The sequence below is a fragment of the Spirabiliibacterium mucosae genome (genome assembly GCF_014884965.1).
GTDB classification, from domain to species: Bacteria; Pseudomonadota; Gammaproteobacteria; order Enterobacterales; family Pasteurellaceae; genus Spirabiliibacterium; species Spirabiliibacterium mucosae.
In genome coordinates this window covers 86,101-102,850 of sequence record NZ_JABTBO010000006.1, presented here as the reverse complement: position 1 = coordinate 102,850, position 16,750 = coordinate 86,101, and the positions used below count along the sequence as shown (strand labels likewise).

Here is a 16,750-nt window from a genome sequence, read left to right as displayed (position 1 = left end):
GCATGTCGCTCTTTATAGCTTTTGAAATCAATTTCATCAATGATATTAATCACTTGACGCAAAAGCACACCATCTTTCATGTAATTATTGTTATCTTCAAACACAAATTTGACTATACTTTGACGAGTAGGTGTATTTTCGTTGATATCAAGTGATTTCAAAGTAGGAAATAATTCATTGTTTACAAAGTCGAGTAAATCATCTCCCGTTAAAGCATCGCCATCTTTATTATCTACAGCCCAATTTCGCCAACGTAAGTGTTCAGGAATGATAGATTGATAATTTTCATCATAAAGTTCCCACTGTGCTTCTTTGGCGTCATAAACTTTGAGGAAAAGTAGCCACACCATTTGCTCGATACGTTGGGCATCACCATTCACACCAGCGTCGTTACGCATTTTATCTTGCAGTGATTTTACAAAGTTATTTAGGCTCATACATTATCTTATATATTGGTTAGAATAAATATTTTGTCGTAATTCATAAAGTGCGGTTGTAAAGCCACTCATACCACCAAAGGCAGAGATAATTTCGCTATCTCCCATTTTATTAAATGGTGAAATTTGTAACACTTTTGGATTTTCAATTACTTCAACACCTCTGTCCGCATAAAAATCAATCAATTTGGACAACACATCTCTCGCTAAACCTTCATAATGGTTTAGATAATCTGTTTTCTTAATATTCTCTGCCCTTTCCTTGCGGGTTAATGGTTTTTTGTCAAATGCGATATGGCACAACAAATCAAAGTCATCAAGATTTGGATTTTTTACATGTTCCTTGAGTATATCAAGCCCAACGCCTGATTCATTTAGAATGTCAATGATTGCCTGCCTCTTCGCTGCATTTGTCCAATTTTGCAAAAAATCATCCAGCGAAGCGTAATTACTTAGTAATGTTTTTTTTGTATAATCTTTAATACTTTCTGTAATTAATCGTCCTGTAGGATCCAAAATTTGAACCCGTTCATGAATAATATCTACTTGAACCTTGCCCACCCCAACTACGGGTGCACCTTTATTATTATCATAATCCTCTTCATCTGTCGTCGGATTATAATCTGGAACTGGTTCAAACACTGAAGAATCATCAAATGATGTATTTGGCTCTCCTGATGGCTTCTCATCAATCACATCAAGTGGATCACCATCAAATCGAGGATCAGCAAACAAACGACAATTTCCCCTGAAATCCATAATAGTGAAAAACCATTTTCCATGCTCTGTTTTTAATCGTGTTCCACGCCCAATAATCTGTTTAAACTCTGTTATTGATCCAATGTTTTATCTAAAACAATGAGTTTAACTGTCTTGCAATCAACACCTGTACTTAACAATTGAGATGTGGTTGCAACAACAGGATATGGCTCATGCTCATTAATAAAATACTCTAATTGCTTTTTACCCTCTGCATCATCACCTGTTATGCGCATAATATAACGGCTGTCTTTCTGCTTCATATCCGCATTTAGATTTCCTAAAAGGGTGCGCATCCGCTCTGCATGGTTTTGTCCAACACAAAAAACAATTGCTTTAGACATTCTCCCATTATCTTTCAACCATTGAGTGATTCGCTTGGCCACACGCAAAGTGCGGTCTTGAAGGACAATATTTTTATCATAATCTCTCTCATTATATTCTCTATCTTCTATTTCGTTGCCTTCATCATCTAGTAAACCTCGTGATGGTCGCCAATGGTCATCAACATTAATGAGCGATCGAATGACCTTATACGGAGCAAGAAAGCCATCTTCAATTCCTTGCTTAAGAGAATAGGTATAAATTGGTTCACCAAAATAATCAAATGTGTTAGCCGTTTCATCTGCTTTCGGTGTTGCTGTAAGACCAATTTGGGTTGCTGAAGAGAAATATTCTAACACCTTGCGCCAACGAGAATCTTCCCGAGCACTCCCTCTATGGCATTCATCAACAATAATAAGATCAAAAAATTGTGGTTGTAGTTGTCTAAATGGTTCTTCCTCATCCTCTCCAGCCAACTGTTGATAGAGGGCAAGATAGACCTCATAGGCTGGATCTAAATTCTTGTTTTTACCTTTGTCATTATTCGTTCAAAAGGCTTAAAATCTTGTATCATTGTTTGATCTAGCAAGATATTCCTATCCGCTAAAAACAACACCTTTTTCTTTAAGCCTGATGATTTCAAGCGATGAATAATTTGAAATGCAGTATAGGTTTTACCCGTACCTGTTGCCATCACAAGTAATAGTCTATTTTGTCCTTTAGCAATTGCTTCAAGCGTTCTATTTATCGCGATGGACTGGTAATATCGCGGTGTAAAATCACCTTGTTTAAACGCATAGGGCGTTGAAATGATTCGCTCAACTTCAGGTGTAATCTGCTTTGCGTGAGTGAAACGACGCCATAGTGTTTCAGGGGATGGGAAGTCATTAAGAGAAATTATACTTTCAATGCCCGTGGTCATATCGTATTCAACAAAAGCATCACCATTGGATGAATAAGCGAATGGAATATCTAAAATTTTAGCATAAGCTATAGCTTGTTGTAGGCCGTCTGACACACCATGGTTATTATCTTTTGCCTCAACGATAGCAATTGGCTGATTAGTGCTTAACGTTTTGTAATAAAGCAGATAATCTGCCCGTTTTTGAGCTTTTCTAGTCGGCTTTTTCCCATTGAGAAGAATAGTACCATCAGTAAAAGCATATTCCATTCGGATATGCTCTCTCTTCCAACCACTATTATCAAGTGCCGGCGTGATATAACGTAACTTGATATCTTCTTCGCTCAATTTTTGTTTTAAGTCGTCACCCATATTCCCATAACCCTATATTATCGGAAGTTGCTGTTTATTATACTTCGCTTTTGCGTTTGATTAAATATCCCGTGTGACGCTTTGGACGTGGGCGAGGACGTGTTGCAGGAGCTGGGATTTTTCGGGGTCGTTGGCGTGTTGGGTGATTAAATACTCCAAACGTTGGGCGTAGTCATCGATGCCGTGGGCGAGTTTTTGTTGGCGGTATTTTTGCCATTTGAGTTGTTCGCCGCGGTTGAGGCTGGCGTGAAAGTGCCGGGCGCGGTAGTGAAACAGCAGCTCTGGGATGCGCGGGTCGGTAAAAGTCAGGTTGTGGTTGGCCAGCTGCTCAGGGGCAAGCTCGCGCAAGATGGCAAGGTTGTTTTTGTCGTTGTCATTATAAAAGCCAGCATAAAGTGCGGTTTCCACATTGAAATCGGGCTCAAAGCTGCGCTCATCATTAAAGATATCGGCGACTTTGTCGCGAATGTCACTGCTTTGGCGCAATTTTTGCCAATTCGCCAGGCAGGCGTCGCGGTCAAGAGCCAAACGCTCGGCCGTTTCAGGTCGCACTGTGTTCAGTGGCGCTAAAATCGGGCATTTATTGATGTGGACCCCTTTCAGTGGCACGGCAGTGATGCCTTGGGCCTCGAGCTCCGCTTTTGGGGTGTAAAGCCGCTCGCGCAGCGTGTCGGCATCAAGGCATAAGAGATCGTCAATATCGGCAGTTAAATCACAGCAGATAACTCTATTTTGATTTTGCAGATCGAATGCCAGTGGCGCGATGATGCTGATATTATTGCGCGCCGCGCCAAACATGCCAGAAACGTGCACCAGTGGCGTCATGGATTTCAAATCAATCAACTTGTTGACCGCACTTTTGCTGCGCAAATTGAGGAAGAAGTCAAACAAGCGCGGCTGGCGCGTTTTAATCAGCTTGGCGATGGCAATGGTGGCGTACACATCAGCCATCGCATCGTGGGCGTTTTCATGGGCAATGCCGTTGGCTTTGGTCAGCAGTTCAAGGCGAAAGCTCGGCAGGCCGTTGTCGTCATAAACCCAGTTGATGCCCTCGGGGCGCAGCGCATGGCAGGCGCGCACAAGATCGAGCAAATCCCAGCGGGAGTTGCCGTTTTGCCAGCTGTATTCATACGGGTCGATAAAATTGCGGAAAAAGGTGTAGCGCGTCATTTCATCGTCGAAACGAATGTTGTTGTAGCCCACCACGCAGGTGTTGGGCTGGCTGAATTCGTCGAGAATTACTTTGGCAAAGTGCGGTTCGTCGAGGCCAGCTTGGTTGCATTGTTGCGGCGTGATGCCTGTAACCAGCACGGCTTCAGGCTGCGGCAGGTAATCATTGGTTTGCTTGCAGTAGATCATCACCGGCTCGCCGATGATGTTGAGATCCCAATCGGTGCGGATGCCAGCAAACTGCGCAGGGCGATCGCGCGCGGGGTCAACGCCAAAGCTTTCATAATCATAGAAAAAGAACGTTTGTTGCGCCATCACGCCACCCATGAGTCAAGATAAAATAAGCACAAAATCGCCACAATCCCAATGCCGATGCCAGCAAAATTGATGCGCGACATTTTTTCTTTAAACAGCCACAAGCCAATCAAGCTGCCCAGGCAAATCACACCTACGTTCATGCCAGCAAACACCAGCGTTGGGTTTTGGCTAAACGTGCGGTGAGCAAGCAGGTAGAAATAGATGTTCATAAAATTCAAGCCGCCAAGCAGCAGGCCTGAAAGCATACTTTTGCCCTGCCAGCGCATGCCCGTGAGCAGCTGGCGGCCTTGCAGATAGGCAAACATCACGCACGCGGCGATGGCGAAAATCGCAAATAATGTCAGCGGCAAGGCGCTGCCAAGTTTGGAAACTTGTTTAAGCAGAATATCAATCACGCCAAAGCCCAGCCACACAATAAGCAAGATGACCGCACTTTGACTTTTGGACGATGGCCCAGGGCGCTTGAGCAGGCAAAGCAGCGCAATAAACGCCAGCGCGACGCTGAACACGCGCGTGGCCGCCAGTGGCTCACCAAAAAGCGTGAAGGCGGCGATGATCGGCAAAAATAACGACAATCGTTGCGCGGCATCGGTGCGTACAATGCCGGCGCGCTCAACGGCGCGAAACAGCACCAAAAACACGCTTGGCAGCAAAATGCCCAAAGCCAGCAGCAACACGCCCGCGCCTTGGTTCATGGCTGCTTGCACATGCTCGGCGCTGAGATCAGGCTTGAGCAGCCAAAAGGTGAGCAAAAGTGCGGTCAAGTAATTAAACGCAATCGCCTGGCGGATATCAATGTTGTTGCGCCGAGCGAGTTTTAAAAAGACCGACACCGCCACGCTGCAAGCAATGGCAATCAATAAAAATGCCATAATCTACTCTTCCCGCGCGCCAAAGCCTTTCAAGCCCACCACGTGGACATATTCGTGGTTGTTGGCCACTTTCCGCGTGAGTTTGTAGGTGGTGCCTTTTTCTGGGCTGATGTTTTCAGGTGCGGCAATCAGCAATTGCATATCCAGCCGCTCGCACAGTTCAAACAGGGTTGAAATCGAGCGCGCATCAAGCCGCGCGGCTTCGTCGAGGAACAACAAGCGGCATGGCAAGATGTCTTTGGCGCGAATGCGGCGAGATTCTTCCTCCCAGCTTTGCACCACCATCAGCAAAATCGACATCCCCGTCCCGATCGCCTCACCGGTGGAGAGCGCGCCACTTTCCGCGCGCAGCCAGCCGTCGGCACCACGGAACACTTCCACTTCCAGCTCAAGGTAGTTGCGGTAATCCAGCAACTCTTCACCCACGGTTTGCGCGCTGCGTTGGCCCATATCAATATGCGGATTAACGCGTTGATAGAGCTTGGCTAGCGCTTCGGAGAAGGTGATTTGCTGGTTGTTGAACAAATCTTGGTATTCCTCTTGCTCGCCTGACAGTGCGTTGAGCAAAATGGCGTGGGTGTCGCGAATGTTCACCACCAAGCGCACGCTCTTCACCTGGCCGAAGGCAATGTTTTGCAGCCCTTGGTTGAGCATACGGATGCGGTTTTGCTCGCGCTGAATGGTTTTGCGCATGATATTGGCAACACTTTCGCTGGAAATCGCCAGCTTGCGCTCGCGGTTAGTGAGCTCTTCAGTCAAGCGAGAAAGCTCCACTTCCATCTGCTCAATCGCGTCGATTGGATCGTCGGTTTTGATGATATCTTGGCGGATGCGCTCACGCAGATGTTGGTAAACATCAATGAAAAACCGCACTTTGTTCTCTGGCTTGCGTGGGTCTTCCGATTGACGCAGGCTGTCGCGCAGGTATTCGTTATCCGCCACCGCGGTGCGCAAGGCACCAAGGGCTTTATCCGACATTGAGCGCAAGTCATCGGCGCTCATGTAGGCCAGCTCGCGCTTGTTAAGGCGTTTTTCCACATCACTGTTGCGTGATAAGCGCAGCACCGCGCACCAGCTCATTTTTGCACCCACCACCAGTGAGCGCTGGGTGCGGTAATCCCGCTCGACTTTGCGAATGGTGCGGGTGAGGTTTTCCCCTTCTGCTTCGAGCAGGGCCAATTGTTTTTCCAAATAGCTGTGGCGCTGGCGATTTTGCGCCAGTTGTTGGTGCAGCTCGTCGCGGCGTTTGAGCGCGCGCTGCTCGGTTTGCGCATCCGCACGGCCGCCGATTTTGTCCATTTCAGAGAGCAACTCTTGCAGCATGCTTTGGCGCGCATCAAGCGAGCTTTTCAGCGCAATGCTGACTTGGTTGTATTCGCCAAAGGCCTTTTGTTTTTGCTGTAAGCTATCACGCAGGGTTTGGCGCTGAGCTTGCAATTGCTCCAAGCGCTCACGCAGTTGTTGGTTGAGCGTTGAGCCCTCACTTTGCAGCTGGTCGGCATAAGCAAAGTGCGGTTTGCGCTGTTGCACGTCAGAGAGTGCATAAAGGCACTGCTGCGCGCGTTTTTGCTGGGCAAGGGTGGTGTCGTAATCTTGCTGCAAGCGCTCAAATTGCTGCGGGTCGCTTTGCAGGCTGCTGGCAATTGGCTGGAGCTGCTCAAGCTGCGCGCCGTATTGGCGGACAAATTGCACGTCGTCTTCGGCTTCAAGCAGCTGCGCGCGGTACTCTTCCACTTGCTCTGTCAGCTCATCGTCGGCGAGCAGGTCAAAGTGCGGTGCGAGTTTGTTTAGCAACCGCACTTGCTCTTTCACTTCGCTTAATTGGTTGCGAGTTTGCTGTTCACTGGCGGTGAGTTGGTTGATCTCGCGCTCAATGTCGTTGCGTTGCGCGGCCAGCGATTTCATTTGCGCTTCAGGGTCTGGCATAAAGGCCAGCGCCAAGTGCAACCCGACAAATTGACTCAAGTGCTGATGCAGACGTTGGCATTTTTGCACGTCAAAAGCCAATTGCGCGTGGCGCTCGTTGACTTCAACAAGCTCGGCTTGTAGCTCTTCAAGGCGTTTTTCCCGCGCGGCGCGGCCAAAAAGTGGCACGGTTGGGAATTTGGAATAACGCACCTCGCGCTCACTCACCTGCACCACCACACCGGCGTCAAGCTCTTGTGCGCTGAACACGTTATCGTCAAACGCGGCCGGGTCGCCTTCAATCAAATAGAGATCATCTGGGCAGTCTTCAAGCTCGGCGAGTTGCTTTTTCACCGCCTCCAAATCTCGCACCACAATGGCGTGGCGCGCTGGGCCATAAAGCGCGGAGAAATACGGCGCATCGTCAAGCGCCACGTCGTCATAAAGCTCCGAGAGCAGCACGCCGTCAAAGCGCTGGGCGAGCACATTCAGGCGCGCATCTTCCGAGCCATCTGGTTGGCTAAGGCGGCTGATTTGCTGCTCGAGTTGCGTTTTTTGCCCATGCAGTTGGTCGCGCTCAAAGGTCAGTTCGCGCTCTTTTTCCAGCTGCAATTGCATAAAGTTCATCACATCTTGGCTGTCGTCAAACGCCTGGCCGCTTTGCTCACGCACGCGCTCAAGGGCGGATTGCGCAGTCAGCCAGGCTGGCGCTTTGCGCTCTTGCTCGGCATAAAGTGCGGTCAGCTGCTCGCGTTTTTCACGCAGGCTTGAGCGCGCCTCGCCTGATTCCGCCAAATTGGCTGAAAGTTCGTCAAGCACATCTTGCTGCTCAGTTAAATAGTCGTCCAGCGCTTGGCCGTCTTGCAAATCCAGCCCGCTGCGTTGGTTAAACTGCGCGAGCATTTGGCGGGCACTTTGTTGCGCCATTAATTTGTTTTCCAGCTCGTTGAGCCGCGCGCGGATGGAAACCGCACTTTGCGCCATCGCTTTTTGTTGTGGGTAGGCATCTAGCAGCGCTTTGGCCTGGGCGTAGGCATTGGCGCGCGCCACCTCACCTGCAATCTCGCTTAAAAGCCCAAAGGCTTTTTCAAACTGGTTATGGCCAGCGCTCGCCACCGACAAACTCTGCTCAAGCTCCAGCACGCTTTCGGTGAGCTGCTCCACTTGCGCTTCAAATTCATCGCTGTATTGATCGAGGTTTTTCAGCGACAACTCCGGCAGCCCGCACACGGTTTGGGCGCGCTCCATCGCTTTTTGCGCTTGTTGGAATTGCACCGCTTTGGTTTGCTGCGCGTTGAGTGCTTCTTGATAATCCGCCAGCTGGTTGCGCACCGCTTCAACGTCGTTGTCGCTTTGCTCAAGCTGCATTTGCGCCTCTTCCACCGCTTCGCGTGCGGTTTCCACCACCAGTTGCTGCTCTTCAAGTTTTTCGCGCAGGGTTTGCACTTCTTCTTGGTAGCGGTTGATTTTATCTTGATGACGCACGGCATTTTGCACCAAATTGAGCTGGTCGACCGCACTTTGGTGGTCAATCTCAAGCCGCTCTTGCGCTTCGCTCAACTCTTGCGCCTCACGGGCATAATCCACCACCCGTTGCTGCGCGTTGAGCAAATCTGCTTTGGCTTTGAACAAGTTGTGGCGGAAATTGAGCGCGATGTCGACATTGGTGCGCCGCTCGTTAGCGTTGCGCATATAATCTGATGCCACATAGGCGGTGGATTCATTAATCAAATGTTTGAACAAATCGCGATCCGATTGCGTGACTTTGATAGCCTCAAGCGTCATGCGGTTTTCACGCAGTGCCGCTTCCATGTCTTGAAACGCTTTGCGCACGCCTAAATTTTCTGGCAGCAAATAATCACGCAACGAGCGCGTGATGGCGCTGGAAATCCCGCCATACAGCGAGGCTTCAATCAATTTATAAAATTTGCTGCGGTCTGAGGCTGATCGCAGGCGTTTTGGCAACAACCCCAGCTCAAACATCATGGAGTGATAATCCGTCACTGAGTTATATTGCTTGAACTGCACATCTTGCCCGTCGCAGCGCTCTTTGAGCTCTTGCAAAGTGAGCACGCGCGCTTGTTTGTCGTTCACCGCTTGGGTGAAAAGTGCGGTCAAATCCACGTCCAAACTCAAGCCTTGGACGGAAAACGGCTTGATATCCACCTTTTTATCTCGTCCAGCAATTTGTTGCAGCCGTACACCCACCAGCACGCGCTGCTGGCGTGAGTTGAGCGCATCGATGGCGGCATAACACACGCCTGGGCGCAGCTTACCGTGCAGGCCTTTGTCGCGCGAGCCACCGCTGGCGCCGGCCTCGGTGGTATTGCGAAAATGCAGCAAAGTTAAATCGGGGATTAATGCGGTGACAAAGCCTGCCATGGTGGTGGATTTCCCGGCGCCGTTACCGCCTGACAGCGTGGTGACCAAGGCATCCAAATCAAAGGTGCGGGCAAAAAAGCCGTTCCAGTTAATCAGTGTTAATGCGCGGAATTTGCCACGCGGGAGGTCACGCTCAAGGGCAAATGGATTGGCATTGGTTGTTACGTTGTCACTATTTTGCTCAAACTGTTCCATTATTCATCATCCTCAAGCTTGTCGTCATTGGCTAAATTGGCGCTGTTGTCATCTTCATCCACGTTGTTATCGTCACCTTCGCTTTGCGCTAAAGACTGTGGCGTGGCAATTTCACCGTCGCGCAGCAATCGTGCTTGCGCCTCAAGTGGGTCGTCGCCGGCGCGCACTTCCGCCCCAAAGCGGAACACGGCTTCAGAAATCACAAATTTGCCGCTGTATTGGTCACCTACGGTGGTGATCATGCCAAGGCGTTTTAAACGATTAAGCGCGGCGCGGGTGCGCTCGGCGAGTTTTTGTTTGTCTAAATCCGAGCCCGATGAGCGCTGGTTGACTGCTTTGAGCAATTTGGCTTCATCGGCAAGGTTTAATAATTCGTCATAGACCTCTTCATTGCTGAAAATGCCCTGCTGCGCCAAGCGTTCTGGGCTGAGGTAGAGATAACACAGCACTTTGCCCACCAGCATTTCCAGCTCAGAGAGCACACTGCGCGAAATCAAGGTGGTGGCTTTTGGCCGCAGGTAGAAAAAGCCCTCTGGCGCGCGGATCAGCTCCACGTTGTAGCGGCGATAAAACTGCTCAAGCTCAAATTGGAAATCCATCAAAAAGGCGTGGTTGTCCAAATCATCCACGCTGATGTGGCGCCCAGCGCGCAATTGGCTGTCAACGGCCGGGAAAAGCGGGTTAGCAATTGCCTGAGATAATTTCACGGGCATCACGTCGTTTTGGGTGTTTTCACTGTTCATCTCAAAAACCTTGCTTATTTATATTTATCGATCACGTGCGCTTGCACTTGTGCGCCGTAGTCATTCACGTTTTGCCACGCTGGCGTGTGCAGCGCGGATAAATCTTCACTGGCCATGCCAAGCTTGATGGCTTGGTCAACAATAATGCGCGCCACATCAAAATGACGCGACAGCGGCTGCGCGGCCAATTGCTCGCGCAAAATCTGGCCTAAATCGATCGGCTTTTCACCCTCGCGGTAGCCAATCAACAGTGTTTGCATTTGTTCAACAATGTGCTCGTGCACATCGGCTAATGACTCAAATTCGAGCTCCGTTGGCAGCTCACCGAGGGCGTCTTCTTCACTGAGCACGGCCTCTTCGTCACGCAAATCCACCAGCCGTTGGGCGTTGGCCACCCACAAATGCCACGGGGCATCAAAATAGTTGTGAATGGATTGACGCAGCCGGCGGGAGAACACGCGGTTTTTGTCCATATCAATGGCGGTGCGGATGAATTTGTGCACATGGCGGTCGTAGCCAATCCACAAGTCAATCGCCTGTTGCCCCCAGCTGATAATGCGGTCAAGCTTGGCTTGCAAATTCACCACCAATTGCGCCACAAAATCGAGATCATCGCGGCCAATAATGCAATCTTGAATGCGCAGCAGTTGCGCTTGCAGCTTGTCGCCGGCGGCATTCAAGGTGTCTTGCAGCTCGCGCAGATTGCCTGAGGTTTCATCAAGCAATTGTTCGCAGCTTGAAAGTGCGGTTTGCCAATCTTGGGTTAATAATTGTGCGATTTGGTCCTTAATCCCCTGCTGGTTTTCATCCATAATCCGCTGGGAGAGATCGATACTGTCAAAAATCTCCGCCACCGAGTATTTCAGTGGCGCATAAACATTACGCCGCCAGTGGAGTTCGTCGCCGTCTTCTTCGGCGGCGCTGGAGGCACGCTGAATTTCATCGGCCACGATGGAAAGCTGAACCGACAGGCGCAAGGTGGAAAACTCACGCTGGCGAATGTAGTAATCCGACACGCCCACGCCCAGTGGCGTGAGGCGATAAATCGACAGCCCCTCGGTGAACTCGCTGCTAAAGCGGTTTAAAAAGCGCTGTTTGACCAGCTCATTGATGGCATTGTTAGCGCGCTGAGTGACGGTGTCGTCCGATTGGCCAAAGTTTTGTGACACAAGGCGGAAAAGATCGAAGAGATCGTGCTCAATCATCTCGCCGTCGATGCGCTCGTTGTTGTAAATCGCGATGGAGAGCAAAAACGCCAACCGCTCGGTGGAAAGTTGCAAGGAGAACTCACGCTGTTTGGCCCAATTCACCAGTTCGGGGATGGTTTGCGCTGTGTCTGTCATAAAATCAACTCGCGTAGTGGGATCAAGGTCTATTAAAGTGTTTAATTATAACTTAAATTTCACCCAACAACAGCCCAAAAAGCCCAATTAATCCCGCAATTTTTCAAGAATATAACTGTCGCTGTCGTTTTTCATTAAATACAAACGTTTAAGCTGATAAGGATCGTCGCCAAATCGCACTTTGCCTATTTTGGTGGTGAACGCCATGCGAATGCCAAGATCACGCGCCGCTTGGCGGGCGGTTTCGGTGTGTGCCCCAAATGGATAGGCTAAATAATCGGCCCGCGGGTTGAAGGCGTGCAAAATTTGGCGCGCACGTTTAAAATCCATGAAAATATTGTGATAATTGCGCTGAAAAATCACCGGCCGCAGCTTGGAATAGCGGTGCAAAAAGTGGGTGTGGCTTTGCACGTCAAACACGTCTTGCATTTTGCGCAAATCCTTGCGGTTGATGAACTGCAAATGCTCTGGATCCCACTTTTGCGGGGTGTATTTAATCCGCGAGGTGATCATAAAAATCACCGCGCGCATATCCAGCGCTTTCAAAATGGGGTAAGCATAACGGTGGACGGATTCCAGCCCGTCGTCGAACGTCAGCACCACCACTTTGTCGGGCAAGTTTTCGCTGGCTTGCAGATAACCCTCAAGGTCATAGAGCGAAATGGTGCGATAACCGAGTGATTTAATCAGCTGCATTTGGTGCTTGAACGCGCGCACCGAAGTGGTGGTGGAGGTGCGCTGAAAGCGGGTGTTTTCCTGCTCTTTGAGCAGGTGGTGATAGGTCAACACTGGCACGCCTTTATCCAGCTCGACCGCACTTTTCTCAATAAACGCCTCACGCCCACCGAGCTGAACGGGATAAAACTCCCCTTGCGCTTTGCCCATAATCGGGTAACGCAGCCCCGCGTCAAGGCGCGCCAGCTTGCTTGATTGGCGATCGGCTTTTTGATAGATCACCGCCGCGGTGCGGGTGATGACATAATCAGTCACCTTGCGGGTGTGATCACGCTCTGGCAACTGGCCAACGCAGGATTGCGGCACAAAGCCCAGCGTGTTGCCAAAGGCGATCGCCACCTTGCCGTCGTTGCTTGGTGCGCGCACGCGCAGCGCTTGGCCGTTTAAAATTTCACCGACTTGCACCGTTTTGCCCAGCAAGCTTGTGCTGATCGGGCATTGGGCGGCTTGCGCGATGGTGCCTACTGCAAAGGCAGCGGCAAAAGCCAAAGTGCGGTTGAGCGCGGTGAATGACACGGTGATCCTCTCATGATTGAACATAAGCGTGGAATTATAAGCGCTTTTGGCGTTAAAAACTAGGCAAAATCCCGCCAAAGACTAGCAAAACGCGCCATTAGCCAGTATCCTATGCGCAATTTTGATTTTTCAGGCCAATTTTATGCATGATACAACCTCAATGAGCCAACAACGCAAAGCCAACTACAACGCCAACAAACTCCACAAACGCCTTCGCCGCAACGTGGGCAACGCGATTGCTGATTTCAATATGATTGAAGACGGCGACAAAGTGATGGTGTGCCTCTCTGGCGGCAAAGACAGCTACACCTTGCTCGATATTTTGCTCAATTTGCGCCTCAATGCGCCGATTCATTTCGACATTGTTGCCGTCAACCTTGACCAAAAGCAGCCAGGCTTCCCTGAAGAGGTGTTGCCACGCTATTTAGAGAGCATCGGCGTGGACTACCGCATTGTTGAAGAAAACACTTACGGCATCGTCAAAGAGAAGATCCCCGAGGGCAAAACCACCTGTTCACTGTGCTCACGCCTGCGCCGCGGGATTTTATACCGCACGGCCACTGAGCTGGGCGCGAGCAAAATCGCACTTGGCCACCACCGTGACGACATGCTCGAAACGCTGTTCTTGAATATGTTTTATGGCGGGCAGATGAAAAGCATGCCGCCAAAACTGCTCAGCGACGACGGCAAGCACATCGTCATCCGGCCACTGGCGTATTGCAAAGAAAAGGACATTGTGCGTTATGCCGAGATTAAGCAGTTCCCCATTATCCCGTGCAACTTGTGCGGCTCACAGCCGAATTTACAACGCCAAGTGGTGAAAGAAATGCTACAAGGCTGGGATAGATCCCACCCAGGCAGGCTGGAAAGTATGTTCCGCGCGATGCAAAACGTGACGTTGTCACACCTGTGCGATACGCGCCACTTCCCGTTCACGAGCCTCACCCAGGGCAGCGTATTGGAGGGCGAAGGTGATATCGCCTTTGACAAACCGCACTTTGCCCCTTTTGTTGATGACGAGCAAGCCGAATACCGCGCTGAGGGCGAAATTATGATTAAGGCGGTGGAGTGATGTTCAACCGTCTGTTTGGCTTTTTTGAACGCCGCATTGACCCCTACCCCGACAGCCCGCCCCAAACGCCCAACGCTGGCGTGTTGTCTTTTATCTGGGCAGGTTTAAAAGGACTGCGCGGCTGGCTTTTGGCGCTGATTATCCTCAACACTGGCATGGGGATTTTCTCCGCGCTGCTATTTAAAATCATGGGATTATTGGTCGATTGGTTGGGGCAATCCACCCCTGAGAACTTTTTAAGCCAGCACAGCACAAGCTTGTGGGCAATTGGCATCATGCTAGCCCTTAGCCCGATTTGGTTGGGTTTAAAAAGCTTGATCCAATTTCAAACCTTGCAAGGCACCTTCCCGATGCGGCTGCGTTGGAACTTCCACCGCTTGATGCTGGGGCAAAGTTTAGCTTTTTATCAAGACGAATTTGCCGGCCGCGTCTCCGCCAAAGTGATGCAAACCGCACTTGCTGTGCGCGACACCGTGATGGTTTTTGCCGACATGGTGGTCTATGTCGCGGTTTATTTTATCTCCAGCGGCGTGATTTTGCTGCAATTTGACGGCTGGCTGATCGTGCCCTTTGTCTGCTGGTTGCTGCTCTTTACGCTGATGATGATCTACTTCGTCCCACGCTTGGCGCAAACCGCCAGCGCACAGGCCGACGCACGCTCGATGATGACAGGGCGCGTAACCGATGCCTATGCCAACATTGCCACCGTCAAGCTCTTCTCCCACGGCCAGCGGGAATCGCACTACGCCAAAGACTCGATGCAATCGTTTATGCTCACCGTGCATGCGCAAATGCGCTTGGTCAGCCGCTTGGAGGTGTGCAACCATATTTTAAACACCTCGTTGGCCGCCGCCACGGCTGCCATTGGCGTGTGGCTGTGGTATCAAAGTGCGGTCAACGTCGGCGTGATTGCCGCCGCCACCGCCATGGCGCTGCGCGTTAACGGCCTGTCGCACTGGATGATGTGGGAGGCGGCGCGCTTGTTTGAAAACCTCGGCACCGTAAAAGACGGCATCACCACCTTAAGCAAGCCCCACACAGTCGTAGACGCCCCTGATGCCAAGCCACTGGTGGTGCGCGGGGGCGACATTCAATTCAACGATGTCAGCTTTAACTACGGCGCTAACCGCACTTTGCTTTCACATTTCAATTTGCACATCAAACCGGGCGAAAAAGTGGGCTTGGTTGGGCGCTCAGGTGCGGGCAAATCGACGCTGACCAACTTACTGCTGCGCTTTTATGACGTCAACGGAGGGGAGATTTTAATCGACGGGCAAAACATCAACGCCGTGACCCAAGAGAGCCTGCGCGCGCAAATTGGGCTGGTGACGCAAGACACCTCGCTGCTCCACCGCTCCGTGCGGGAAAATATCATCTACGGCCGCCCGGATGCCAGCGACGCGCAAATGCAGCTTGCAGCGCAAAAAGCCGCCGCCGACAGCTTTATCCCACAATTGAGCGACGCGCAAGGGCGCACTGGCTATGACGCCCACGTGGGCGAGCGCGGCGTGAAGCTCTCTGGCGGCCAACGCCAGCGGATTGCCATCGCCCGCGTGATGCTAAAAGACGCACCGATTTTGCTGCTCGACGAGGCCACCAGCGCACTCGACAGCGAGGTGGAAATTGCCATTCAAGAAAATCTCGAAAAACTGATGCAAGGCAAAACCGTGATCGCCATCGCCCACCGCCTGTCCACCATCGCCGCCATGGACAGGCTGATTGTGATGGACAAAGGGCAAATCATCGAGCAAGGCAGCCACAGCGAGCTACTGGCGCAAAATGGCGTTTACGCCAAACTGTGGGCCCACCAAAGCGGTGGCTTTTTGGCCGAAGACGAAAAGGAAAAGTGCGGTTAACCGCACTTTAATTAGCTATCAAAGGTATTGCACTGGCGGATATCGCCGCTGTCTAACCCGCGCTTGAGCCAGTACATACGCTGCTTGGCGCTGCCGTGAGTGAAGCTGTCAGGCACCACGTAGCCTTGGCTTTGTTTTTGTAAGCGGTCATCGCCCACCGCTTGGGCTGCGTTGAACGCCTCTTCCAAATCACCTGGCTCCATAATGCCTTGTTCATTGGCATAATGGCCCCACACGCCGGCAAAGCAGTCGGCTTGCAGCTCAATTTTCACCGAGATTTGATTCGCCGCCGTTTTGCTGCCACTGCGCTGCATCGCTTGGTGTGCTTTCGGCAAAATGCCGAGCAAATTTTGCACATGGTGGCCTACTTCATGGGCGATAACATAGGCAAAAGCCGCGTCGCCTGAGGCTTTAAGCTTGTGCTGCATGTCTTGATAAAACGACAAATCGAGATATACACGGTGATCTTCTGGGCAATAAAACGGCCCCATCGCCGCCTGGCCTGTGCCGCAAGCGGTTTGTGTTGCGCGGGTGTAAAGCACCATGGTCGGCGGCGTGTAGCGCTCGCCTAGCTGGTTGAAATATTTGCCCCACACATCTTCGGTATCCGCCAGCACCACTTTTGAAAAGCTAGCCAGCTCTTGCTCTTGCGCGCTTGGGGTGTAGTTTTGCGTTTGCTCCTCGCCTTCAAAGCCGCCCACAAGGCCAGATAAATCCACGCCATAATAAGCCCCCACCAGCACGATGATGAGCCCCACAATGCCGCCTTTGCCCCCGCCAATAAAGCCACCACCTTGGCCGCGGCGGTCATCAATATTGCCGCTTTCTCGTCTTCCTCTCCAACGCATAA

Annotated in this window: 13 protein-coding genes; 2 read left to right on the top strand and 11 right to left on the bottom strand. The window is 51.0% G+C overall.

What is annotated here, in order from left to right; translation table 11 throughout:
• The 10 genes from HPC37_RS03550 to HPC37_RS11170 all read right to left on the bottom strand — a co-directional run.
• The coding region (locus tag HPC37_RS03550) for a type I restriction-modification system subunit M N-terminal domain-containing protein (RefSeq protein ID WP_208121844.1) at positions 1-437 on the bottom strand (437 nt) is incomplete at its 3' end.
• 3 nt (positions 438-440) lie between these two features.
• Positions 441-1,172, bottom strand: a complete 732-nt coding sequence (locus HPC37_RS10885; RefSeq protein ID WP_235961357.1) for a type I restriction-modification enzyme R subunit C-terminal domain-containing protein — start codon at positions 1,170-1,172, stop codon at positions 441-443.
• A 95-nt stretch (positions 1,173-1,267) separates the two neighbouring features.
• Positions 1,268-1,996, bottom strand: coding sequence for a DEAD/DEAH box helicase family protein (locus tag HPC37_RS11060; RefSeq protein WP_282435390.1), 729 nt, complete (start codon positions 1,994-1,996; stop codon positions 1,268-1,270).
• Between the two features lie 38 nt (positions 1,997-2,034).
• Positions 2,035-2,793: a DEAD/DEAH box helicase family protein gene (locus HPC37_RS10880; RefSeq protein WP_282435389.1), complete on the bottom strand. Its 759-nt coding sequence runs from the start codon at positions 2,791-2,793 to the stop codon at positions 2,035-2,037.
• Between the two features lie 60 nt (positions 2,794-2,853).
• Positions 2,854-4,278, bottom strand: a complete 1,425-nt coding sequence (gene sbcB / locus HPC37_RS03540) for an exodeoxyribonuclease I (protein WP_208121843.1) — start codon at positions 4,276-4,278, stop codon at positions 2,854-2,856.
• On the bottom strand, positions 4,278-5,153 hold the full coding sequence (locus HPC37_RS03535; protein ID WP_208121842.1) for an EamA/RhaT family transporter: 876 nt from the start codon (positions 5,151-5,153) through the stop codon (positions 4,278-4,280). The genes sbcB and HPC37_RS03535 overlap by 1 nt, the downstream gene beginning before the upstream one ends.
• Positions 5,154-5,156: 3 nt before the next feature.
• A complete protein-coding gene (gene mukB / locus HPC37_RS03530; RefSeq protein WP_208121841.1) occupies positions 5,157-9,635 on the bottom strand; it encodes a chromosome partition protein MukB in 4,479 nt (1,492 codons plus the stop codon).
• Positions 9,635-10,378 carry a chromosome partition protein MukE gene (mukE, locus tag HPC37_RS03525; RefSeq protein WP_208121840.1) on the bottom strand — a complete coding sequence of 248 codons (744 nt, stop codon included), beginning with the start codon at positions 10,376-10,378 and terminating at the stop codon, positions 9,635-9,637. Before mukE ends, mukB begins: the two co-directional genes overlap by 1 nt.
• Before the next feature lie 14 nt (positions 10,379-10,392).
• A complete protein-coding gene (gene mukF / locus HPC37_RS03520) occupies positions 10,393-11,721 on the bottom strand; it encodes a chromosome partition protein MukF (RefSeq protein ID WP_208121839.1) in 1,329 nt (442 codons plus the stop codon).
• 87 nt (positions 11,722-11,808) lie between these two features.
• Positions 11,809-12,972 (bottom strand): polysaccharide deacetylase family protein, encoded by a 1,164-nt coding sequence (locus tag HPC37_RS11170; protein WP_208121838.1) that lies wholly within the window; start codon positions 12,970-12,972, stop codon positions 11,809-11,811.
• A gap of 142 nt (positions 12,973-13,114) precedes the next feature.
• Here HPC37_RS11170 and ttcA point away from each other — a divergent pair, with 142 nt between their 5' ends.
• Together ttcA and HPC37_RS03505 are read left to right on the top strand one after the other, a co-directional pair.
• Positions 13,115-14,044 (top strand): tRNA 2-thiocytidine(32) synthetase TtcA, encoded by a 930-nt coding sequence (ttcA, locus tag HPC37_RS03510; RefSeq protein WP_208121837.1) that lies wholly within the window; start codon positions 13,115-13,117, stop codon positions 14,042-14,044.
• On the top strand, positions 14,044-15,900 hold the full coding sequence (locus tag HPC37_RS03505; protein WP_208121851.1) for an ABC transporter ATP-binding protein: 1,857 nt from the start codon (positions 14,044-14,046) through the stop codon (positions 15,898-15,900). The genes ttcA and HPC37_RS03505 overlap by 1 nt, the downstream gene beginning before the upstream one ends.
• 11 nt (positions 15,901-15,911) lie before the next feature.
• Here the strand turns inward: HPC37_RS03505 and ypfJ are convergent, their stop codons facing one another.
• Complete coding sequence (gene ypfJ, locus HPC37_RS03500; RefSeq protein WP_208121836.1) at positions 15,912-16,748, bottom strand: KPN_02809 family neutral zinc metallopeptidase; 837 nt, start codon at positions 16,746-16,748, stop codon at positions 15,912-15,914.
• Between the last annotated feature and the right edge of the window lie 2 nt (positions 16,749-16,750).